This is a genomic window from Paenibacillus sp. J23TS9, from assembly GCF_018403225.1.
GTDB lineage: Bacteria > Bacillota > Bacilli > Paenibacillales > Paenibacillaceae > Paenibacillus_AQ.
Window position 1 is genome coordinate 253,512 of sequence record NZ_BOSG01000002.1, and the last position, 20,948, is coordinate 274,459.

A 20,948-nucleotide genomic window follows, 5' to 3' on the forward strand; every position below is an offset into this window, starting at 1 on the left:
AGGTGGAATGGGATGAGTGATGTAATCAACGAGAGTCAGATCGGAGCAGAATATTTGCGGATTGTGAACGTAAAGTTCGCTGAGCTTAAAAAGTCGGCAGAGAAGGCGATCGCCCAGGTTTCCGATGATTTCAAATTGAACTGGGCCCCGAATGAAGAATCCAACAGCATCGCGGTTATCGTCAAGCATATCAGCGGCAATATGATTTCTCGCTGGACGGATTTTCTCACATCAGACGGCGAAAAACCCGGCCGGGACCGGGATGAGGAGTTTGAAGGCATGATCGAGTCCAAGGAAGAACTCCTATCGGTATGGAATCGCGGCTGGGATGTCTTTCTGCAGACTCTCTCGGAGCTGAAGAGCGAGGACCTGCTCGGAACCGTTTATATCCGGCAGCAGCCTCACTCGGTACTGGAAGCCATCGAGCGCCAAATGTCGCATTACTCAAGCCATGTTGGCCAAATCATCTATGCCGCCAAAATGATCCAGGGCGATGACTGGCAGACGCTCACCATTCCGCGGAGAAAGAAAGCATAATAGCTTTTTTGCCACCGGACTGTCCTTAGAATCAGAGGCATTGATCTGGATTTTCCCAGTCTATAAATATCAGGAATTTTATTTTATAAAAACCAAAAAAAGCCTCCCTGTCCGAGTTTGCGGCGGGGAGGCTGCCTTCGTTTATCATCACATTTCACTTTTAATCCCGTTGTTAAGCCGATGTCTTTTCTCCGCCCTCTTCCGGGCCTCAAGCTCCTTCTGCTGATTGATCAGCACCACACCCAGCATAGCGATTACAATACTAAATCCGACAATGGGCACCAAGAACGGATCTCCACCAGAAAATAAAATCACTATAAAAAGAACAAGTGCCGCACCGCAAAATATACCGAACCCGGCCATGAATTTTCCCACCTGTTTCCCTCCCCCTTTTTAAAAGACCATTTAGAATAATATAAAAACCATCATCAACATACCTTTACCAATAAGTGAGCACGGCATCTCCCTGTAACCTTTTTAGTGGCTGACGACTATGCTGTAGCAAGGATTATAATGGGCAAGGAGAGAACCAAATGATGAAACCGGAATATTCCTTTATCCATGCCCGGCTGAAGTCGGGAAGATATACGATGAACAAGCTGGCATCCGCAGGCCTGACACTGATGATGCTTATGCTGCTGTCACGTGTGCTGCCAATGCAGGAGACCCCTTGGGGCGCGCAGAGCGACGATCTTCTCATTTCGCCGGAAGTATGGGTCTACAGCTATGCCATGCTGATTTCCATTGCATCGGACGCGATACTGGCCGTGCTGCCCCCGCTAAACCGTCTGAAGCAGGCTTCCTTGTATGCGGCGGCTGCCTACACTGCCTTTTACTGCCTGTTTATCAGAACGCCGGAGTTTGACGGATACCCGGAGCTGGCAGCAGCAGCGGGCGTATGCACCATACTGATCTTCTTCACAGGCAAACGCATCTTCTCCGACCATTCCTTGTTCACGCCTTTGTTTGCGCTTGTCGTTCCGCTGATTTGCCTGTTTTTTTTGTAGTCACTTATAGACTATGCGCTCAACATTTGAAGTTTAAAGTGCCTCGATCAGATCGCCTGCGATCAGGGATGACATATGCCCGCGCCGCTCAGCCGCTGTTTCCCCTGCCAATCCGTGCAGATAGACTCCATAAGCGGCTGCCTGCGGGCCCGTTAATCCTTGGGCAAGCAGGGCGCCAATGATGCCTGTCAATACATCACCAGAGCCGCCTGTCGCCATGCCGGCATTGCCAGTCATATTCACATAAGCGGTTCCATTGGGGGCTGCGATGATGGTCCGCGCTCCTTTGAGCACCAGCGTCACCTGATGCGCCGCTGCATAATGAACCGCAGCCGCCATCCGATCACGCTGTATTTCCTTGGTGGACAAGCCGGCGAGCCGGGCCATTTCACCCGGATGCGGTGTCAGTACTGTATCCGCTTTTCTGCCTGTCCATGAGGCCATATCTTCGCAATCCGCCAACATATTGAGGGCATCGGCGTCCACTACAAGTGGACACTCCGCTCCTTCCCATAGGCTCCGCAACCAACGTCCGTCACCGTCAAAACGCCCCAGACCAGGGCCAATAGCCAGCACATCCCGGCTCTCGGCAAGCCCAAGCACCGACTCGGCTGAAGCTTCATCCCAGTCCCCGTCCGCAGCGGGGGCAAGCATGATTTCCGGCGCTGCGCCGGCCATATGCGGCAGCAGCGGTGCGGGCAGCGCCCAGGTTACGAGGCCGCTGCCCGCACGCAGAGCCGCGCGGCTGCAGAGCAGGCCCGCGCCGCTCATGCGCGGGCTTCCGGCCGCCACAAGCACGTGGCCATACGTGCCTTTGTGGCCGTCCGGCGAGCGGCGGCGCGCGGTGTCCACGCGCAGGCGGCCGCGCAGCGTGCCTTCGGTCAGCAGGAATGCCAGGCCCTCCTGCTGACTGCATAGCTCCGAGGGTATGCCGATGGAGCGCACCACCACTTCCCCGGCGGCTTCCGCGCCGGGGTACTGCGTCAAGCCTCGCTTCAGGAAAGCGAGGCATACCGTCAGCCGCGCCGCTATGCACAGCTGGCTGACTTCCCCGGTGTCGGCGTTCACTCCGCTCGGGATGTCCGCCGACACAATTGTTTTGCCGCTGGCATTCGCTGCGGCAATCATGTCTGCATACGCGCCCCGCGGCTCGCCGTGCGCGCCCGTCCCCAGCAGGGCATCAACAATGCCCGTGCAAGCCCCATAGTCCACGGCATCGCGCCCGTGGACTAGCATAGGGATGCCAAGAGCCAAGGCAGCTTCCCGCTGAAGCAGGGCATCCCCTTGCAGCTGCTCCGGCGGCAGGGCATACACCACGGTGACGCCAATGCCTGCCTCGCGGAGGTAACGGGCGGCAACCAATCCGTCGCCGCCGTTATTCCCTTTGCCGGCAAGGATCAGCCAATGCTCATGCTCAGGATTGTCGAGCTCCAAAGCGGCATCTCCTCTGATCAGGCCGGAATATCCCTCTCCCCGTCCGCCGCCTCCCACTTCATGCCCATCTTCGCGGAATCCTCTCCGCTTACGACACAGCGAGATGATTTCCTCAGCAATCGCTCTGCCTGCATTCTCCATCAATGCCGCTGAGGGTATCCCGATATCCTCAATGGTGCGGCGATCCAGCTCCCGCATCTGTGCCGAGTTCACAATATACATAGACCTTCGCCTCCATGATCTATTTAAAAAAATCCTCGAATTTGGGTATCCGATATTCTATATGATATTCCTACGAAAAAAGGCAGCATCGCTTATTATATCTTTAGCGTCCGCTGCCTTGTCTTCATGTTCGTTTCATTCATCCATAACCCTGTACGATACTAATGTTCAGGAAATAGATTCTTAATACGCTGCCGTAAAACGGGAGGCCACAAAGTACGGATCCTCCATCTCATCCATCAATGCTGCGGCCAAATCGCCGGTTGAAATCCGGCTGTCGCCAAGCTCATCTGTAATCAAGCGGTCGATGCCAACCCTGAAGTTTCCGATACGGCGCCCTTCTTCCAGCACAGCTGCCGGGCTGAGATAAGTCCACTCCAAATCTGACTGGCTGTAGATTTCATAAGCATCGGCATGCGCTTTGGCCAGCGGAAAGACCTCCGCCGGGAAGGATAGCGTATCCATGAGCCGGACTCCTTCATCCGTCATCAGGCTGCCTGCGCCGCCTACAACCAGCAGACGCTTCACACCGGAGCGGCGCACGCCTTCGACCAGAGAGCGTGCCGCCTCCACCAGCTCTTCTTCTGAGCCGAACTTGGGACCGTAAGCGCTGATAACGGCTTCACGTCCTTTCGTATGCTCTGCTACGGATGCCGGGTCAAGAATATCCCCCTGCACCACATGCAGACGTTCATGCTTTTCGGTTAACCGGGATACATCACGCACTACAGCCGTCACTTCATGCTCACGGCTCAGCGCCTCTTTCAACAAAGCCTGTCCAACCGTGCCGGTTGCGCCAAATATCGTTATATTCATCGGGTGAATGGTTTCTGTCATGAAATAATCTCCTCTATATCATTTTGCTATAATCGCTTACGCATGTACTCCTATTTTACCCTCAAATTCCGTTTCATGCCCGAAAATCTTCATGTTTTATCCATTAACCATGTCTTTCATGCTTATGCTCAAGAACGAATAGCCCCCGCCCTTCCTGCCATTCCGCATACGCAATGTTTTCAGGCTCGGAATATCCTTTTTGCCTCAGCTGTTCCATCAGCCAGATCTTATTTTTACCCAAGGACTTCAGAGACTCCTCATTGATCCGCCCTTCCTCGAGCAGATTATAAGTGAGTCCGGGCTCATCATCTGAAAGCTTCAGATCGGATTTTTGCACCGTTTCATACGCTGTATTTTTCATGACGCTTAGCGATCCGTTCGTTTCAAAGATGGCATAGGATACCTCCCGCACGGAAAAGATATCCTTTTGACGAAGCATCATCAGCAGCTGCTCAAAATCCAGGCGGTTCCGCTTCATTTCCCGGATGTCCACCTCGCCGTTGCGGATCAGGATGGAGGGCGAGCCTTCCAGCGGCCCACGGGTTTTCCTGGCATATTGGGTTACTTTTTCAAATACATAAGATAAAATAAACCATATGGCAAGCGAAAATAAAAGCTGACCTATATGAACGTCTTCCTGATATACGGTATTCCCCACCAATTCACTCAGCATGAGTGAAGAAATAAAATCAAAGGGAGTAAGCTGGGAAATTTCCTTCTTGCCCAGAACACGCGTCATCACCCAAAGGCCGAGAAAACCGATAATCAATTTAACGGAAATCATTCCCATGTCCATAGCAAAACCTCCCTGTAAAGTCCTTTTGGTATCTATTTACCCACCAGAGATACAGATTGAAAAATACCTTGTTTGAAGTTTTAAAGGAAGTTTTAGAGGAATATGGGTAATAGTTCAGGAACTCTTTCGTATCGTTTTCTTAAAGGAGCTGATGAATGCATGATTACAGAATACATTATCCGTTTGGCGGTAGCCGGGCTGCTCGGGGCCGTTATAGGTCTGGAGCGTGAGCTGAGGGCCAAGGAAGCCGGGCTGAGGACCCACTTTCTCGTGGCCGTCGGCAGTGCGTTAATCATGCTGGTATCGCAATACGGATTTTCCCAAGTATTAGACCATGATCATATTGCGCTTGATCCCAGCCGCGTAGCTGCCCAGGCGGTCAGCGGCATCGGTTTTCTCGGAGCAGGCATGATTATTATTGAACGTAAAATGGTACGCGGTCTCACGACAGCCGCAGGAGTATGGGCTACCTCCGGCATCGGTCTGACCATCGGCTCTGGCATGTATGCTGCCGGGATCAGCGCAACCATCCTTGTCATGATCGGACTTGAGCTGCTCAGCATGATCTTTAAAACCGGCAGATCGCTGAATATCTCCTTCGAGCTGGAATCCAAAGAATCCGTGCAGCCGATTCTGAATTCGCTTACCGCGAGAAAAATCTCCATCTCCTCCTATGAGATGGATCAGGATCCGGAACGTCTTGGCATGTATCATCTCAACATTGAAGGCAAAGCCAGACATAACGGCACGCTGCAGGAGCTGCTGAAGGATCTCGACAATTTGCCGCATATTTTATCCGCGAAGCTGGAATAAATCAGGCATATAAAATGAACTAAAGTTTCACCTTTCTTTAGTTCATTTTATGTATATGAAATCTTGTAATCCGGAGCCTGTTATGCAATAGTGAAGACAAAAGCGATGAAGGAGGAATTCGGCGTTGTACCTTGCGGCTTGGATTGATGCAAATGATATCACCGATACGCAGTCCAGAATCATCGTCACAGGACTTGCGGTCATTCTTTTTCTATGGCTGTACATTCGTACCGCCCGTTCCTTCAAAAGCGCGGCAACGTCTCGGCTGGATTGGCTGCAGCAAACACTCGGGCTTTACTCCCGGGCAGCAGGTATGCTGGACGGTGATGGAGCCGTGGATTCCCCGGCTGAGCATGAGCAAGAAACGGAATCCCTGATCCTGCTGCTGAAGCAGTGCAAGGCGGCTCCCCTGATCACAACGGAGCTGCTGGAAGCCATCGACGCCTATTTAAAAGAACGGGACAGCTCGCGTCATACACAGCTGCAAAAGATGCTGGAGAGAGAGATCCGCCGGCGAATTCGCGAACAGGCATCTATTATCCGTTCGTTGGATAATCCAGGCTGGGGCATCGGCTTTTGGAAGCTGATCCGTCCTGTCATTCCTTTCGCAGCCCTGGTGCTGATTCTATACTGGTGCCTGCAGCTGTATCAGGATTTTCATGGACCGGATATCCCGGCATTATCATGGGCAAGCGCTGAGCTGTGGATGCGGTTTGTATCTTGTCTTGCAGCTGTGATTTCCTTCTACCTCGCCGTCATGACCCCCAGAAAGGATTCAACCAAGGCATCCTATCGTATTCTGGCTTTATTCATTAGCGCTGCTGCGCTGGCCCATTTCGCCGGCTTAACTGCCGCACCGTACATATTAGCAGTCCAATTCATTCTTTTCCTGGTCGGATTCGGAATCCATCCGAAGCGTTCAAGACGCGACCGGCCCTATGCAGGCTCTACGGAATTACTCGAAGCTTCCACAGAAACAGAACGCATAAAGCCAGAAAAATAACCCGTTGACGGACAGCCCTCTATAGGGCTGCATACCATCAGCGGGTTTTGCTTGTAATGAATCTTATTTCAGGTTCCTGCCTGTTCATATTCCCTTGCAGCTTAATCAAGCCTGCCGATGGTCCGGAGCCGTCTTTTTCAGGTCCTGCCTGGTCCTTGCCTTAATCCCCGTCTTGGCTGCTTTGACAGCCGTATTCTCGAAACGCTTCCGCTCCGTCCGTTCCATCTGCACAATCTGGCCTTCATGCACGACGATATGTAGAGAGCCGAATTCCATGTCATTTAACTGGCCCGCGATCCGCTCAAGCCATAACTGATCCACCTGAAGCCCTTTTGCCATGACGCATCCTCCTTTTGCCCTCCGAACGTTTTTTAGCGTTTCCTGCTTTATTCTCATTCGATCATGATCATACGCGCACTATTCATTCTTTTCCAACCTATTTACTATGTTTAATGTTTACAGTTACATTATCACGCCGCCAAAAAGGCTGTCAATGCGCATTTTTCCGGCCGTAAAAACTTTTGATGAAAAGTGTTGCCAACGCCAGCAGCAAAAGCAAGGAAGCAACCGCAAAGGACGCGGAAAACTGATATTCGTTGTACAGGATTTCCACATGCAGCGGCAGCGTGTTCGTTTCTCCCCGGATATGGCCGGATACAACGGATACCGCTCCGAATTCGCCCATCGCTCTGGCGTTGCAAAGAATAATACCGTAAATGAGCCCCCAGCGGATATTCGGCAGCGTCACCCTCGTGAAAACAACCCAGCCCTTAGCTCCCAGTGTGATGGCTGCTTCCTCTTCCTGCTGCCCTTGATCCTCCATCAGCGGGATCAGCTCTCTTGCCACGAAGGGGAACGTCACAAACAGCGTTGCCAGCACGATCCCCGGCACAGCATAGATGATTTTGATATCATGATCCGCGAGCCAGGGACCAAACCAGCCGTTCGCTCCAAACACCAGCACGAAGATCAACCCGCCAATGACCGGCGAGACTGCAAAAGGCAGATCAATCAATGTAATCAGGACGCCCTTGCCCTTAAACTTGAATTTCGTTATCGCCCAGGCGGCGGCGACCCCGAAGATGGTGTTCAGCGGAACCGTAATCAGTGCCACCAGCAGTGTTAGCTTCAGTGCCGACAATGCATCCGGATCCGATAAAGCACTGATATAGACATCCCATCCCTTCTTCAGCGCCTGTGTCAGAACCACGGCGAGCGGTAAGACAATCAACCATAAAAGCACCAAGCCGGCTGCCCCAATCAGCAGCCACTTCACCCACCGTGCCTCTGTTGCCGCCCGGGAAGTTTGCACCGGGCGTACCGCCGCGGCTCCGGGTAATGTTCCGGCCATTTTATACCGCCTCCTTTTTCCGGCTGGACCATCGCTGCAGCGAATTGATCACAAGCAGCATTAGGAAGGAGATCAACAGCAGCAGAACAGCTACCGCTGCGGCTCCCGCATAATCATATTGCTCCAGCTTGGACATGATGAGAAGCGGTGCGATCTCCGTTTTCATCGGCATATTGCCTGATATAAATACAACGGAGCCGTACTCCCCGATGCCCCGGGCGAAGGCAAGCGCAAAGCCCGTAAGCAGCGGAGGTACAAGTCCTGGAAGGATGACCATCCGGAACGTCCGGAATCTTCCCGCTCCCAGTGTTGCCGATGCCTCTTCTGCGTCGCGTTCAGCATCCTGAAGAACCGGCTGCAGCGTCCGGACGACGAAAGGCAGGCCGATAAACATCAGCGCCAGCGTAATCCCTAGCTGCGAAAAGGCTGCCTTGATCCCCAGCGGCTCAAGCAGGGAGCCGATCCAGCCGTTCGGAGCATACAAGGCAGTCAGCGATACCCCTGCCACCGCTGTAGGCAGCGCAAACGGCAGATCGATCAGCGCATCACACAGCCTTCTTCCCGGAAATTCATAACGAACCAGAACCCAGGCCAGTAAAAGACCAAGCACCGCATCAATTAATGCAGCGGCGGCGGATGTGGTAAAGCTGATACGGTAAGAGGCGAGGACGCGCGGATCTGTCGCCACCTGCCAGAACTTTGCCCAGTTCAGTCCGGTCGAATTGATCAGCAGCGCGGACAGCGGCAGCAGAACGACCAAACTTAAATATGCAACACTGTACCCCATCGTAAGGCCAAAGCCGGGAAGTACCCGGCTCCGCCCTGTCCTCACTTGGGTCATGACTTATCATCCTCTCCTGGCCTACCCGCTTTACTTGCCCGGCGTATAGATTTGGTCGAACACGCCGCCGTCTTTGAAATGCTTGGTTTGCGTTTCTTCCCATGTTCCAAAAACATCCTTCAGCGTAAACAGATTAATAGATTTAAACGTATCCTTGTACTGATCAAGTACGCTGGCAAGCGTCGGCCGGTAGAAGTTTTCAGCGGCTATTTTTTGTCCCTCTTCCGAATACAGGTACTTCAGGTAAGCTTCTGCAACCTCACGTGTGCCCTTCTTGTCGACGACTTTATCCACGACAGCAACCGGAGGCTCTGCCAGGATACTGATCGAAGGATAGATGATATCGAATTTTTCAGGCCCGAGCTCCTTCACGGATAGCAGCGCTTCATTCTCCCAAGCCAGCAGGACATCGCCGATCCCCCGTTCAACGAATGTTGTCGTTGCTCCGCGGGCCCCGGTATCCAGCACCGGCACATGCTTGAAGAGGTCGCGGACGAATTCCTTCGCTTTTTCCTCATCATTGTTATTTTGTTTCAATGCATATCCCCAAGCGGCCAAGTAGTTCCAGCGTGCTCCACCAGAAGTCTTCGGATTAGGCGTAATTACCTGTACATCGCCCTTGATCAGATCATTCCAGTCCTTGATTTGCTTGGGATTGCCTTTGCGCACCAGAAACACGATCGTGGAGTTGTACGGCGTGCTGTTCAGATCGAATTTATTTTGCCAGCCCTCATTGATCAGTCCTTTTTTCTGAATGGCATCAATGTCATAGCCCAGAGCAAGTGTTACCACGTCCGCCTCTAATCCGTCAATGACGGAACGGCTTTGCGCACCGGAGCCGCCATGCGACTGCTTAATGGTTATCTTTTGTCCCTTTTCTTTTTCCCAATAGGCTGCAAAGGCTTTGTTGTAATTCTCATACAGCTCCCGGGTTGGATCATAAGACACATTCAGCAGGTTAATTTCTTTGGCGCTGGTCTTGGCTTCGGTGCTTTGACTCTTGCTTTCCGCCGGGGCTCCGGCTCCGTCCTTGGAACCGCATGCCGCCAGCGCCGCTGTCATTAGCAGCACCAGCCCGATCACCGCTCCCCTTTTTGCCGTCCTGATCCCCATATTCCCTGTTTTCCTCATTGTCCCCACTCCCATATTCTAAAAATTGGTTTTGACCCGCCCGGCCGTCTGCTAGCCCATAAAAAAACGGAGAAACCCTGTCCAAATCATGGCGCGCATCCCATTGAATGCAGCAGCCCATAATTCGTTTCAGAGGTTCCTCCGTTTGTACGGCGAGAACGATGTGAATGCAATTTTATTACAATTATTCCTACCTGTTTAGTATGTTATAATCGTATTGTAATCACTGCCTACCCCTTCGTCAATCCTTTTTTAAGGAAATTATTGGATTGCATGATCAATACATGGTTCATATTGGAAAATCATTATATAATTGTGAATGTAGGTTTCATTTTAAAACCTGAATGGAGGCTTGTCATGGAACTGGATACGTCAACCCATTCCCTTCCCGTCTATGAAGCTCTGGCAAGCAGCGTAAGGCTGAGTATCCTTCAGCTTCTTTCCACGCGGCAGATGAATGTGCGCGAGTTGGCGGAAGCCCTCAGCTTAAGCAGCGCCATCATGACCATGCATGTCAAAAAGCTGGAGAAAGCCCGGTTGATTACAACCAAAATGGCTCCCGGCAAAGGCGGCGTGCAAAAAATTTGCACCCTTTCCGCCAAAAAAATCGAGATTACCCTACCTACGTCCCCTGGGCTTCACCGCAAATCCCATCAAACCGAGGTATCTGTCGGTCATTATACGGATTTTGACCTGCTGCCCTCCTGCGGAATTGCGACTGTGGAGCATACGATCGGGGAATATAACGAACCCAGATACTTCTGGTATCCCGAGCGCGTTCAAGCCAAGATGCTTTGGTTCAGCCGCGGGTATATCGAGTACAAGGTTCCCAACTTTCTGCTCGGCAGCCAGAATCCTGAGGAGCTGGAAATCACTTTCGAGCTGTCTACCATGCTTCCTTTCCATCCTGGCAATGAGCCGGCCGGCGTCGTCTTTTCTTTCAATAGCATCGAGCTCGGGAAATGGTCCGGTCAAACATATCAGGGTACAAGCCGCGGCATCCATACCCCGGCTTGGTGGTCCGATCCGGTCAGCCAAAGCGGCCTGCTGAAAACGCTGCGGATGAACCGAAACGGCACCTACATGGATGGAAAAAGGATTTCTGACGTTACGCTCGACACTCTTCCCATCCGGGACAAGCAGTGGACCTTCCGGATTGCCGTACCTGAGCAGAACGGCAGCTCCCCCGGCATCACCTTGTTCGGGAGAGGTTTTGGTAATCACCAGCAGGACCTTCTGTTTAATCTGTATTACAACGAGCAGGAAGCCTAGCCTTCAGCATCTTGTTATCGAACCGAGCCTGCCTGAATCAAGAGGCAACTGCTGTAATCTTCTTATTGCGGCTGCTAAGATTCCCATGCAAAAAAGCAGCCTCTGCATGATGCAGAGGCTGCTTTTTTATGTTGAATCCGGTTTACAGATTTAATGTTTACATTTGGCGACTGGCAAAATACATACCGGCTTAGGTACCTCCAGCACGAAACCGGTTGGTGTCAGCCGTCCGTTTTCCTTATCAATTTTAAAAGATACGATATTACTGCTGTTCTGGTTCGCAGCCAGCAAATAGCCGCCTTTAAAAATGGCGAAGTTGCGTGGTGTCTTGCCGTTTGTGGACACCCACTCTACTGCCGTCAGCATGCCCGTGGATGGATTGATATGATATAGTCCAATACTGTCTTCACTGCGATTCGAAGCATATAGAAAACGCCCGCAAGGCGTTACATGAATGTCGGCGCTTGCGCTTCCCTGAACAGCACCTTCCGGAAGGGCCGAAATGGTCTGCAGGAGCTTCAAATCGCCTGCCTGCGTATTCAGCGCATAAACGGTCACCGTATCATCCAGCTCGTTAATTCCGTAAGCCCACTGGCCTGACGGATGGAAATCGAAATGACGCGGTCCCGCTCCGGGAGCTGTTTTTACGGCATGATGCGACACCAGCTTGCCTTCCTCCAGGCGGTAAAAGATTACTTCATCCAAGCCCAAATCGCATACAAGCACGTATTTACCCTCGGGATCCTGGAATACAGAATGCGGATGAGGGCTTTCCTGACGGTCTTGATTGATGCTGCTGCCGCTATGCTGAATCAAACTGCTCGGCGTAAGCTCGCCGTTGTCCCCGATTCGGTAGGCATTCACATGCCCGCTTGTGTAATTGGCAACCAGCACATGGCTTCCATCCCGGGTTAACGAAATGTAGCACGGAGCCGATCCTTGCGTCGGCTTGCGGTCCAGCAGATGCAGTTCGCCTGTTTCCGAATCAACCGAATACGCATACACTTCTCCTGCATCTGTCTCACTAACCGCATACAGCCGGTCTTTGTCCGCATTCATGGCCAGAAAAGATGAATTGGCGATGCCGTCCGTGCTATTAACGATCTCCATACGCCCGCTATGTAAGTCCAAGGAACATAGGAAGATCCCCTGTTCATCCGCTCCGGTATACGTACCGGTGTAAAACAAGCTTGTGTTATCACTCATGTCCAATCCGCTCCTTCGTCATCTTTTTTTCATGTCATAAATCAAGATCTTTCCGTTATTCCTACAATAAAGGTTTACATGTCTCCCGGCAATGTTAACTTGTCTCTAGATCATTGCTTCTCTCTAAACCATTACCCGCTGCTGCTATTACTTCCTCAGAATACGATGATTGCCCTTATACAGCAAAAAGGCACTCCAAGCGCCGGACGGGGCGAAAGGCAGTGCCGATAATGTGTTTAAGCTTGGATTACATGCGCAGCTTTCTTCTGGCTTTGAACTGCTTGTATTGAAAATAAACCGTGCAGCCGATGCAGTATCCGCAAATGGCAGCAAAAGCAGCAAGAAACAGCATCGCGGCAAATATATAGCCCAGAAAAGGCAGCTGGATCAGAAAGGACAGCAGGGACAACGTCAGGAAAATCACTGCCAGCGTGTTATTGAAGCGCTGAAGCTCCTGGGCCTGGGTCGGCGCCCCCTCCACTTTTAAAAAAGGCTTTGCCAGCAGCACAAACAGGTTTTTGCCCGTTAGAAGGCCAACTACCTGTATCACCAACAGTGCCAGCAAAAGATAAGGCTGATCAAACACCGCGGTTAATATGACAAACAGAACGATTCCGATCTGATTCGCTTTCACATAGGGCTCGGGAATTTCTTTCACCTGAAACACCCCTTTCTTGAATTCAACTATATTATATTATTCCTATAAGATCAATATGAATTAAATACAGAATTATGACTCACACAAGCCTTAAAAGAAAAAATGATGTGTTTCGGTTAACCATCCTTAATCCGGTCTAGGATATAATATAATGGCATTGATCAATTAGAGATACAACTTGCGAGGAGGAGATACGGAGTGAAATCGGTAGCTGTATTTTGCGGCTCCAGTATTGGAGCATCCGATGTTTATGCGGAAGGTGCGAAGAAATTAGGCAATGAACTGGCACAGCGCGGGATTACATTGGTATACGGAGGATCAAGCGTAGGTGTGATGGGAACTGTCGCGGATGCCGTCTTGGCTGGGGGCGGACAAGTCGTCGGGGTTATGCCCGGTTTTCTGGACAAAAGGGAAATATCCCACAAGCACTTAACAGAACTGATCATCGTGGACTCCATGCATGAGCGGAAGGCCAAAATGGCTGAGCTGGCCGAAGGCTTCATGACCCTTCCCGGAGGACCGGGCACCATGGAGGAATTCTTCGAGGTATTCACCTGGGCCCAGCTTGGACTTCACCGCAAGCCGCTTGGATTTCTTAATATCAATGGTTATTATGATCCTCTGCTGGAATTCTTTCAGCATATGGCACAGGAGCAATTTTTGCATGAAAAATATCTCTCGATGGCCCTTGTAGATACGGATGCAGGCCGCCTGCTGGATCAATTCAATACATATGAGCCACCAGCCGTTAAAACCTTTCTCAGACCCGGCCAGACTTAAAAGAGAACGAAAACGAAAAACAGACCGGGAAGCGCACTCTGCTCCCGGTCTGTTTTGCTATTGCCGTTTATTATTGGATGGTGACAGTGAATGGCTTTTTGATATAATGCATCAGATACTGGGTGACATCAAACTTCAGTGGCTGCGGGTAGGAGATATTTTCAATTCCAAACACATATTCATCTATTCCTGTCACGGAATGATCACTTCCAATTTCGTTGATCCACTTATCTTGATACGGTAATGTATGTTTGTCCCCTTTTCCATCCGTAAAAATGGCTGCTACTCCCACATGTTGAACCGTATCCGCCTCATCAGATTTGAGGTCTGACTTAACCGCTAATTTTAGAAGCATTGAAAAGTCTTCCTGTTCTACCCCCTGCAGTATAAACCTGCTGTCCGATCCGTCCATCACTTTTCGCTGATTCGTATCTATTACCAGTTTCATATCTTTTTTGGCTATGGTCTGAATTCCATCCCCCTGCAATATAAGAGAATCCCCTTGAACATACTCTGGACTATAATAACCATAAATCCATTCCGCAGGATTATCATCCGCTTCTTCAACTTTTAATTCAGCCTCGCCGGATTGGTTCTTTGTGTACAGGTGATAGTTAGGAGCAAATTCAAACTCCTTCGTGTTTGCCGAATCCGGCACCAAATGTACATTCAAACGCAGAGGAATTTGCACAACCTCGGTAAAATTCATCTTTTGTCCTTCAAAATCAAGAGTCTTATTTACCTTTATCGTGCGCTCCAGCACGGCCAGTTTACGTGAGTCAACCGGAATCTTCACTTCAAGGAATTTTTGCTTAGCCGCTGGCTTCCCATTATCCCATTTACTCGAAAAATAAAACTCCTCAGGCAGCTTCTCGCTTCCGGTCAGATCAAAAACAAGCATGTCATGGTCGGAGATCGGTTTAGGGCCATGGGAGAATTGCTTGAATTCCAGCTTGTCGTACCCGAGCGTATAAATACCCGGATTATAGGGTACGATGGTTTCCCCAGTGTCACTGTGCGAAGTAAAGAATAATACCAGATGACGTCGATCGGTAATAATTCCATCCACCGTAACCTGATAGCCCTCATACGCAGCTGTCATACCAATGGCCTGGTATTTCCCCTGATCCAGAGCTTCACGCAGCATTCCTTTGTCGCCTGCAAATTTCTCAACGTATGTAGGAACCTGAATGTTAGATGACGTGCTTGCGGACTCCACTCCGAAACGGCTTCCAGAATACAAATCAGGCACGTAGATGGCAGCCCCGATGAGCAGCAATAGGGCTGCTGCGAAAGACATCACCACTCTGTTTTTTCGCTTCCGGCTCCTTGTTTTTTTCCCGCGCATAAGTCCGTTCCTTAGTGCCGCATCTAACTGCTGTTCAGCAACCCGATGGGCCGCAATGGCCGCTGGCTCGTAATATTGTTCCAGCAGCTTTTCTTGATCTTCAACCATGGTATACTTCGCCTCCTGCGTCCATTTTGCCGCGCAGCTGCTTTAAGCCTTGGTGAAGCCACGTTTTAACCGTACCCTCCGGTTTATCCAGAACCTTGGCAATATCGGTGAGCGTCATATCCTGATAGTATTTCAGCATCAGCACATGCCTGTATTTGGGCTTAAGCCTCAGCATGGCCTGATGCAGGTCCAGCCTGCTGTCGCTGATCATTTCCGCCATACGGTCATCTTTATCGCCGATCAGAGGCAGCACGCGCTTCCTCCTTTTTTGTTCATCGATGCAGCAGCGGATGAGAATGCGGATCATCCAGCTGTTAAAAGCCGAAGGATCTTTCAGCTTACCGCATTTTATCCAGGCTCTGCACACGGTTTCCTGAACGGCTTCCAGCGCGTCAGCCTCGCTGCCCAAATAGCTGAAGGCAATGCCGTAGAGCTTTCTCTTCAGTTTGGAAACCAGAGTATAAAACGCTTCTTCATCTCCTTGACATGCAGCGGCGGAAAGTTCCGGGTCATTCATAGGCTTGGCCCCTCTCCTGCTGTTTTCACCGGCCGGTGAACTTCTTTCATACCCAATCAAATTCGGATACATTATCTGTCTTTGATGAATTTGATACCTATAAGACAGCGCAGCTCTGTAAACGGTTTTATTTTTTTATATGAAAAAAGCAGCCTCCATGATCAGGACGCCGCTTTGTATGAAGTACATATTCGATTTAAACCAGGTCCGTCGTTCCTGCCTCTTCGATCTGCCGTTTGACATCCGCCATTGTAATTCCGTCCAGATAACGCTCGAGCGCCGATTCCCCGCCGCTGTATATTTGATCCATAATCCCCTTGATATTAGCAGCAACCTCGCAAGGCAGCTCATCACCGCCGGAGCACCAGCTTGGCTTCAGGGAACCCTGGGCAAGCAAACGATACAAGTCTCCAAGCGTCGCATTCTCTGTGCCGGGATTCAGCAGATATCCTCCGCCTACCCCTTCTTTTGTTGCCACATACCCATGCTTGCGCAGCAGGCCAAGCACTTTGCGAATGCGGGCAGGATGCGTGCAGACGCTTCTCGCAATCTCTTCACTATTAGCCATATGATCCTCTTTTAAGCTAAGAAGGGTTAAACAATGGACGGCAATGTTAAATTCACTATTCATTTTAGCTCCTCCTTATACTGTAATTATATGGTTAACAGTTGGTAATGTCAACCTGACACGCCCACTTTCACTTTCTTCATAGACATATTAATCCCAGTGCTTAATCATCTTCATTCTAGTGTGACTTCCCCTTGGAAAGATAAACCTCCGCCCATGTGATTTTATCCCGAACGGGGTTTGCGTTACAATAGAACTATGGAAGATCATTTCCTCAATTCCTTTTTCGGCAAGGAGCTGAAGCATCTCATGATTATCCAATTCATTCGTTTGCGTTAATGGAAGGTGCAGTTGAAATAACCCGGTTATTTTTTTGAAAGCATAGCCCAGGGTTTATTTGTCTGCGCCTTTTTCATTTCGCCAAAACGAATGATTGGGGTGTTTTACATTGTCCAAAAAAGAAATTGCACTCGTACGCGCCCGACTGATGGCTGAGTATGAGCATATTTTCCGCTGTCCTGTCTGTTCCCGCCCTATGAAAATGAAATGCGAAAACAGCCTGACATGCACAGCTAATCACAACTTCGACTTGTCCAAGGAGGGTTATATTCACCTTCTGCTGAAGACAAGACCTACAAAGTACGATAAAGAGCTGTTCGAAGCACGTAAGCTTATACATGCCAGCGGCTATTTTGATCCGTTACTAGATGGACTTGCCGATATGATCTCCGGAAGCATTGCGCAGCCGGCTGCCATGCGGCCGCTATCCATATTCGATGCCGGCTGCGGAGAAGGATCGCATTTGGCATCCCTTCAGAGAAAGCTGAGTTTTCTGTTACATCCGGATATTCTGGCTGTGGGTGCAGATCTCTCCAAACCGGGTATTGCAGCGGCTTCCAAGGGAAACTCACCGATCATCTGGTGCGTGACGGATCTGGCTCATAGCCCGTTTCAGGATCAGACCTTTCAGATCATCGTGAATATATTGTCCCCATCCAACTATGGAGAATTCCAGCGATTGCTTTCGGCAAACGGAATGCTTGTAAAGGTCATCCCCGGGCCCGAATATTTGCAGGAATTCAGGCAGATCTTGTACGGAACGTCTGCCCCTGAGCCGCAGGAGGCTCCGGAAGAAACGGCTACCCTGTTTGCCAAGCACTTTCCGGAAATGAAGCAGCTGCGCGTTCGCTACGAACTCGAGTTGAATCCGCTGCACCTGACAGCGATGCTGAGAATGACCCCCTTATCCTGGCATGCACCGGAGGAAAAGACAAGACAGCTGCTGCTGACCAAGCATGCCTTCAAGCTCACCTTTGATTTCTATATTTTGTGGGGTAAACATGTAATGATATAAATACCAATACTGTCCAAAAATAAAGAGACCTCGTGGTTCACCCAGGTGAACATGAGGTCTCTTCTTTATCCTAATCCTTATTTGAGCGCCTTCGAGAGTCCGGTGAATATGACGCCAAGCGCATAGGCTCCTGCGTCCGGATAACCGATGCTTCGCTCGCCAACGGTCCCCGCTCTTCCCATCCGGGCTACGATCGCCTCCGTCTTTTTGGCGCCTTCCACAGCGGCATCTGCGGCTTGAATGCCCACAGATTTCAGATCGTCTCCGGCACGGGCGCCGACCTCCCATGCTTCTGCGTAAGGAACCAGTGCGTCGATCAGCGTCTTGTCGCCAACAACAGCCCCTCTTCCGAAGGATCTCTCCCCCGTGTCTTGAATTCCTTTGACTACCGCGCTCATCATCCCGGCAATTTCTGCTACCGACAACTCCGTTTTATCCGCTGCATATTTGCTGGCAGCACGGAATGCCGAGCCCCAGATCGGACCGGAAGCACCACCGCAATGCTCCATTATGATCAGCGAGCAGGCGTCTAAGAATCCTCCCATATCTGCTGCGTGACCGGTTACATCGTTCCATTCCGCTTTTAATTGCTTGAAGCCCTTGGCAACACTCATACCAAAATCTCCGTCACCGGCATGGGCATCCAGTTCACAGAACGGGATCTCATTCTCGATAATGATTTCGCTCATTGTATCGATCAAATAGATCATGTTGTTCAGCGACAGCTTATCGCCTTGAAGTACAGCATCTTCCTCACGGGTCACCACACTGTGGGATACAGAACTCCGGCCTTCTTCTCCGGTAACTACTTCGGTGTAATGAACAGGCTCAAACGGCTCACGGACGACAAGCGCAGGCGTGTCGCATTCTTCGCTCAGCAGCTGCTTCAGCTGGTCATTCAGCTTCATGATGGACAGCGATGCGCCCGCCATGTCGATACTCGTCATGTAATTACCCACGAACACTTTAACGACGGTGACGTTCCGGGAGCTCAATTCCCGCATAACAGAGTTGCTCAGCAGGTACAGCTCCTGAAGGGGAGTGCCCCCAAAGCCGTTAACCAAGACGGCAACCTCCTGCGAAGTATCACCGCTTACCTGTAAGCTTTCCAGCAGCTCCGCTACCATTCTGCGCGCCAGCTCATCGGCAGAGATCCGCTTTTCGCGGCGGATTCCCGGTTCGCCATGGATGCCGACACCATACTCCATTTCCTGTTCCCCAATGGCAAAGGTCGGCGTGCCCTTGGCAGGTACTGTGCAGGAGGTAAACGCAAACCCGATGCTTCTGACGTTGTCGATGGCGTTCTGAGCCGCTGCCTTGACCTGACCCAGAGACATGCCCGCTTCCGCGGCCGCACCTGCGATTTTATGAACGAGGACCGTTCCGGCCACGCCTCTTTTCCCGACGGTATACAGGCTGTCCTCCACGGCGATGTCGTCATCAACCTTCACATAGTCAATCTGAATGCCATCCTCGGCCGCAAGATGGGCTGCGTTTTTAAAATTCATAATATCGCCGCTGTAGTTTTTGATAATTAACAGGGTTCCCTTTTCACCTGCCGATGACCGGATCGCTTGATAGACCTGAATCTGGGATGGGGAAGCAAATACGTCTCCGCAAACAGCCACATCCAGCATTCCTTTGCCTACAAAGCCCGCATGCGCCGGTTCATGCCCGCTGCCCCCGCCGCTGATCAGCGTGACCTTTTGCGGGTTGATATTCTTTTTCTTGATGATTTTATGCTTGCTGTTAAACTCAAGACCCGGATGCGCCATGACAAGGCCATTGCACATCTCTCTGACGAGTGTCTCCGGTTGATTCATGATTTTTTTCATGAGTTCGCATCCTTACTTTGTTTGAATTCACGGCCGATTTGGTCAGCAACGACAATGGCAGCCGCAACGGCTTCCTCTGTAACAGGGAATGGCATGGCATGAATGGATTCCTCCGGAATGCAGGCCATCTGAGCGACCTGGAGCAGCTCCTCCTGCGTCATGCTGTCCACGCCGATGTCTGCAAGACATACTGGCAACCCTACGGCTGCACAGAATTCCAGCACTTCGTTCAGTTCATCCTTTGGTGCATTTTCGAGAACCAGCTGGGCAATGGTGCTGAAGGCTACCTTTTCGCCATGGAAATAATGATGGGTTCCCTCCAGAGCCGTCAAACCGTTATGAATCGCATGCGCAGCCGCGAGACCTCCGCTTTCAAAACCGAGACCGGACAGTAAAATGTTCGTTTCAATAATATTCTCAAGCGCCGGTGTAACCTGATTGCTGTCACAGGCTATTTTGGCGTTAACCCCATCCTCCAGCAGCGTTTCGTAGCACAGCTTGGCCAGCGCGAGCGCAGCTTTGGTTCCCCGGGCTACCGGAGCAGCTCCCGCATGAACGCCGCAAGGCAAGCCTGCATTCACCTTCGTAAAGGATCTCGAAGTGGCTCTCGCTTCAAAATAGGTCGACAAGGCGTCCCCCATACCGGACACGAGAAAACGGGTCGGAGCATTGGCAATGACCGTCGTATCGATCATGACCACGCTTGGGCTTTGCTTGAAGTACGCATAGTCCTCAAAAGCCCCTTCACTTGTATAAATGACCGCCGAATGGCTGGTTGGCGCATCTGTCGCCGCTATCGTCGGAACAATGATCAGTGCATCGCCCTCCGCAACACATTTGGCCGTATCAATTGCTTTGCCTCCGCCGAGTCCGATCGTGCAGGAGCAATTCTTTTCAAGGGCCAGATCCTTCAGGCGCTGTACCTCTTGCCGGGAGCACTCGCCGCGGAATCCGCTTTCAACCAGCGTGATATTAAATTTATTTATGGTGAAATCCAGCTTATCCTGAACCCGCTTCACATCATCCGGATGGGCAATCAGAAGAGCGGAATCACCGTATGTCTGAATAAAGTATCCTAGATTCAATAATTCATTTTCTCCTTGAACATACTTGCTTGGACTGATAAATGCTTTTCTCATCATAATTCCCTCCTACTTCGTCTAATGTTCATTATACTTGGGATCTGGCGATGAATTCATGGCATTCAAAGTGCTTTTTAAAGCGCTTTCCCATAGTATTTTTTTGTTCTAACTCTTGTAAAATTGTACTATCTTGTTCTGGCAGCGAGCATTTTAGTATAATTACAACAGCAAGTAAGTTCATTAAAGCG

Annotated in this window: 22 protein-coding genes; 7 read left to right on the forward strand and 15 right to left on the reverse strand. The window is 50.7% G+C overall.

The window, feature by feature from the left end; all coding sequences use genetic code 11:
- Nucleotides 1-12: 12 nt before the first annotated feature.
- The gene (locus tag KJS65_RS16770) at nt 13-537 is read left to right on the forward strand and encodes a DUF1572 family protein (RefSeq protein WP_213651040.1); all 525 of its coding nucleotides are present in this window, start codon (nt 13-15) and stop codon (nt 535-537) included.
- Nucleotides 538-684: 147 nt separating this feature from the next.
- On the opposite strand, the gene KJS65_RS16775 is transcribed toward KJS65_RS16770, so the two are convergent.
- Nucleotides 685-912 (reverse strand): hypothetical protein, encoded by a 228-nt coding sequence (locus KJS65_RS16775; protein ID WP_213651041.1) that lies wholly within the window; start codon nt 910-912, stop codon nt 685-687.
- Nucleotides 913-1,070: 158 nt separating this feature from the next.
- Here KJS65_RS16775 and KJS65_RS16780 point away from each other — a divergent pair, with 158 nt between their 5' ends.
- On the forward strand, nt 1,071-1,544 hold the full coding sequence (locus KJS65_RS16780; protein ID WP_244864603.1) for a hypothetical protein: 474 nt from the start codon (nt 1,071-1,073) through the stop codon (nt 1,542-1,544).
- A gap of 33 nt (nt 1,545-1,577) precedes the next feature.
- Here the strand turns inward: KJS65_RS16780 and KJS65_RS16785 are convergent, their stop codons facing one another.
- From KJS65_RS16785 to KJS65_RS16795, 3 genes are all read right to left on the reverse strand, one after another.
- Nucleotides 1,578-3,200, reverse strand: a complete 1,623-nt coding sequence (locus KJS65_RS16785) for an NAD(P)H-hydrate dehydratase (RefSeq protein WP_213651042.1) — start codon at nt 3,198-3,200, stop codon at nt 1,578-1,580.
- A 183-nt stretch (nt 3,201-3,383) separates the two neighbouring features.
- Complete coding sequence (locus tag KJS65_RS16790) at nt 3,384-4,016, reverse strand: NAD(P)-dependent oxidoreductase (protein ID WP_213651366.1); 633 nt, start codon at nt 4,014-4,016, stop codon at nt 3,384-3,386.
- Nucleotides 4,017-4,140: 124 nt separating this feature from the next.
- Nucleotides 4,141-4,833 (reverse strand): YetF domain-containing protein, encoded by a 693-nt coding sequence (locus KJS65_RS16795; RefSeq protein WP_213651043.1) that lies wholly within the window; start codon nt 4,831-4,833, stop codon nt 4,141-4,143.
- Nucleotides 4,834-4,992: 159 nt separating this feature from the next.
- On the opposite strand from KJS65_RS16795, the gene KJS65_RS16800 reads away from it, so the two are divergent.
- Nucleotides 4,993-5,646 carry an MgtC/SapB family protein gene (locus KJS65_RS16800; RefSeq protein WP_213651044.1) on the forward strand — a complete coding sequence of 218 codons (654 nt, stop codon included), beginning with the start codon at nt 4,993-4,995 and terminating at the stop codon, nt 5,644-5,646.
- Nucleotides 5,647-5,770: 124 nt separating this feature from the next.
- Nucleotides 5,771-6,649, forward strand: a complete 879-nt coding sequence (locus tag KJS65_RS16805) for a hypothetical protein (protein ID WP_213651045.1) — start codon at nt 5,771-5,773, stop codon at nt 6,647-6,649.
- 105 nt (nt 6,650-6,754) lie between these two features.
- Here the strand turns inward: KJS65_RS16805 and KJS65_RS16810 are convergent, their stop codons facing one another.
- From KJS65_RS16810 to KJS65_RS16825, 4 genes are all read right to left on the reverse strand, one after another.
- Nucleotides 6,755-6,988 (reverse strand): YezD family protein, encoded by a 234-nt coding sequence (locus KJS65_RS16810; RefSeq protein ID WP_213651046.1) that lies wholly within the window; start codon nt 6,986-6,988, stop codon nt 6,755-6,757.
- A 151-nt stretch (nt 6,989-7,139) separates the two neighbouring features.
- Nucleotides 7,140-8,000: a sulfate ABC transporter permease subunit CysW gene (gene cysW, locus KJS65_RS16815; protein ID WP_213651047.1), complete on the reverse strand. Its 861-nt coding sequence runs from the start codon at nt 7,998-8,000 to the stop codon at nt 7,140-7,142.
- A gap of 1 nt (nt 8,001) precedes the next feature.
- Complete coding sequence (gene cysT, locus KJS65_RS16820) at nt 8,002-8,841, reverse strand: sulfate ABC transporter permease subunit CysT (RefSeq protein ID WP_136607979.1); 840 nt, start codon at nt 8,839-8,841, stop codon at nt 8,002-8,004.
- Between the two features lie 30 nt (nt 8,842-8,871).
- Nucleotides 8,872-9,972 carry a sulfate ABC transporter substrate-binding protein gene (locus KJS65_RS16825; protein ID WP_244864604.1) on the reverse strand — a complete coding sequence of 367 codons (1,101 nt, stop codon included), beginning with the start codon at nt 9,970-9,972 and terminating at the stop codon, nt 8,872-8,874.
- 357 nt (nt 9,973-10,329) lie between these two features.
- On the opposite strand from KJS65_RS16825, the gene KJS65_RS16830 reads away from it, so the two are divergent.
- On the forward strand, nt 10,330-11,244 hold the full coding sequence (locus KJS65_RS16830) for an ArsR/SmtB family transcription factor (protein ID WP_213651048.1): 915 nt from the start codon (nt 10,330-10,332) through the stop codon (nt 11,242-11,244).
- Nucleotides 11,245-11,394: 150 nt separating this feature from the next.
- On the opposite strand, the gene KJS65_RS16835 is transcribed toward KJS65_RS16830, so the two are convergent.
- Together KJS65_RS16835 and KJS65_RS16840 are read right to left on the reverse strand one after the other, a co-directional pair.
- A complete protein-coding gene (locus KJS65_RS16835) occupies nt 11,395-12,450 on the reverse strand; it encodes a lactonase family protein (RefSeq protein ID WP_213651049.1) in 1,056 nt (351 codons plus the stop codon).
- A 247-nt stretch (nt 12,451-12,697) separates the two neighbouring features.
- Entirely contained in the window at nt 12,698-13,108 is a 411-nt protein-coding gene (locus tag KJS65_RS16840; protein ID WP_213651050.1) for a DUF4395 domain-containing protein, read from the reverse strand.
- Between the two features lie 198 nt (nt 13,109-13,306).
- Between KJS65_RS16840 and KJS65_RS16845 the strand changes: the two genes are divergently transcribed.
- A complete protein-coding gene (locus KJS65_RS16845; protein ID WP_213651051.1) occupies nt 13,307-13,888 on the forward strand; it encodes an LOG family protein in 582 nt (193 codons plus the stop codon).
- A 70-nt stretch (nt 13,889-13,958) separates the two neighbouring features.
- Here the strand turns inward: KJS65_RS16845 and KJS65_RS16850 are convergent, their stop codons facing one another.
- The 3 genes from KJS65_RS16850 to KJS65_RS16860 form a co-directional block, all read right to left on the reverse strand.
- Entirely contained in the window at nt 13,959-15,344 is a 1,386-nt protein-coding gene (locus KJS65_RS16850) for a DUF4179 domain-containing protein (protein ID WP_213651052.1), read from the reverse strand.
- Complete coding sequence (locus tag KJS65_RS16855) at nt 15,337-15,861, reverse strand: sigma-70 family RNA polymerase sigma factor (protein WP_213651053.1); 525 nt, start codon at nt 15,859-15,861, stop codon at nt 15,337-15,339. Before KJS65_RS16855 ends, KJS65_RS16850 begins: the two co-directional genes overlap by 8 nt.
- A gap of 196 nt (nt 15,862-16,057) precedes the next feature.
- A complete protein-coding gene (locus tag KJS65_RS16860) occupies nt 16,058-16,492 on the reverse strand; it encodes an RrF2 family transcriptional regulator (RefSeq protein ID WP_213651054.1) in 435 nt (144 codons plus the stop codon).
- A 385-nt stretch (nt 16,493-16,877) separates the two neighbouring features.
- On the opposite strand from KJS65_RS16860, the gene KJS65_RS16865 reads away from it, so the two are divergent.
- A complete protein-coding gene (locus KJS65_RS16865; protein WP_213651055.1) occupies nt 16,878-17,783 on the forward strand; it encodes a putative RNA methyltransferase in 906 nt (301 codons plus the stop codon).
- Nucleotides 17,784-17,860: 77 nt separating this feature from the next.
- Here the strand turns inward: KJS65_RS16865 and dhaK are convergent, their stop codons facing one another.
- Together dhaK and KJS65_RS16875 are read right to left on the reverse strand one after the other, a co-directional pair.
- Nucleotides 17,861-19,618 (reverse strand): dihydroxyacetone kinase subunit DhaK, encoded by a 1,758-nt coding sequence (dhaK, locus tag KJS65_RS16870; RefSeq protein WP_213651056.1) that lies wholly within the window; start codon nt 19,616-19,618, stop codon nt 17,861-17,863.
- Nucleotides 19,615-20,757 (reverse strand): glycerol dehydrogenase, encoded by a 1,143-nt coding sequence (locus KJS65_RS16875; RefSeq protein ID WP_213651368.1) that lies wholly within the window; start codon nt 20,755-20,757, stop codon nt 19,615-19,617. Before KJS65_RS16875 ends, dhaK begins: the two co-directional genes overlap by 4 nt.
- Nucleotides 20,758-20,948: the final 191 nt, after the last annotated feature.

Coding starts and splice junctions, on each gene's coding strand:
- KJS65_RS16770 (WP_213651040.1), top strand. CDS start 13: ATGAGTGATGTAATCAACGAGAGTCAGATCGGAGCAGAATATTTGCGG.
- KJS65_RS16780 (WP_244864603.1), top strand. CDS start 1,071: ATGATGAAACCGGAATATTCCTTTATCCATGCCCGGCTGAAGTCGGGA.
- KJS65_RS16785 (WP_213651042.1), bottom strand. CDS start 3,200: ATGTATATTGTGAACTCGGCACAGATGCGGGAGCTGGATCGCCGCACC.
- KJS65_RS16790 (WP_213651366.1), bottom strand. CDS start 4,016: ATGAATATAACGATATTTGGCGCAACCGGCACGGTTGGACAGGCTTTG.
- KJS65_RS16795 (WP_213651043.1), bottom strand. CDS start 4,833: ATGGACATGGGAATGATTTCCGTTAAATTGATTATCGGTTTTCTCGGC.
- KJS65_RS16800 (WP_213651044.1), top strand. CDS start 4,993: ATGATTACAGAATACATTATCCGTTTGGCGGTAGCCGGGCTGCTCGGG.
- KJS65_RS16810 (WP_213651046.1), bottom strand. CDS start 6,988: ATGGCAAAAGGGCTTCAGGTGGATCAGTTATGGCTTGAGCGGATCGCG.
- cysW (WP_213651047.1), bottom strand. CDS start 8,000: ATGGCCGGAACATTACCCGGAGCCGCGGCGGTACGCCCGGTGCAAACT.
- cysT (WP_136607979.1), bottom strand. CDS start 8,841: ATGACCCAAGTGAGGACAGGGCGGAGCCGGGTACTTCCCGGCTTTGGC.
- KJS65_RS16825 (WP_244864604.1), bottom strand. CDS start 9,972: ATGAGGAAAACAGGGAATATGGGGATCAGGACGGCAAAAAGGGGAGCG.
- KJS65_RS16830 (WP_213651048.1), top strand. CDS start 10,330: ATGGAACTGGATACGTCAACCCATTCCCTTCCCGTCTATGAAGCTCTG.
- KJS65_RS16835 (WP_213651049.1), bottom strand. CDS start 12,450: ATGAGTGATAACACAAGCTTGTTTTACACCGGTACGTATACCGGAGCG.
- KJS65_RS16850 (WP_213651052.1), bottom strand. CDS start 15,344: ATGGTTGAAGATCAAGAAAAGCTGCTGGAACAATATTACGAGCCAGCG.
- KJS65_RS16855 (WP_213651053.1), bottom strand. CDS start 15,861: ATGAATGACCCGGAACTTTCCGCCGCTGCATGTCAAGGAGATGAAGAA.
- KJS65_RS16860 (WP_213651054.1), bottom strand. CDS start 16,492: ATGAATAGTGAATTTAACATTGCCGTCCATTGTTTAACCCTTCTTAGC.
- dhaK (WP_213651056.1), bottom strand. CDS start 19,618: ATGAAAAAAATCATGAATCAACCGGAGACACTCGTCAGAGAGATGTGC.
- KJS65_RS16875 (WP_213651368.1), bottom strand. CDS start 20,757: ATGAGAAAAGCATTTATCAGTCCAAGCAAGTATGTTCAAGGAGAAAAT.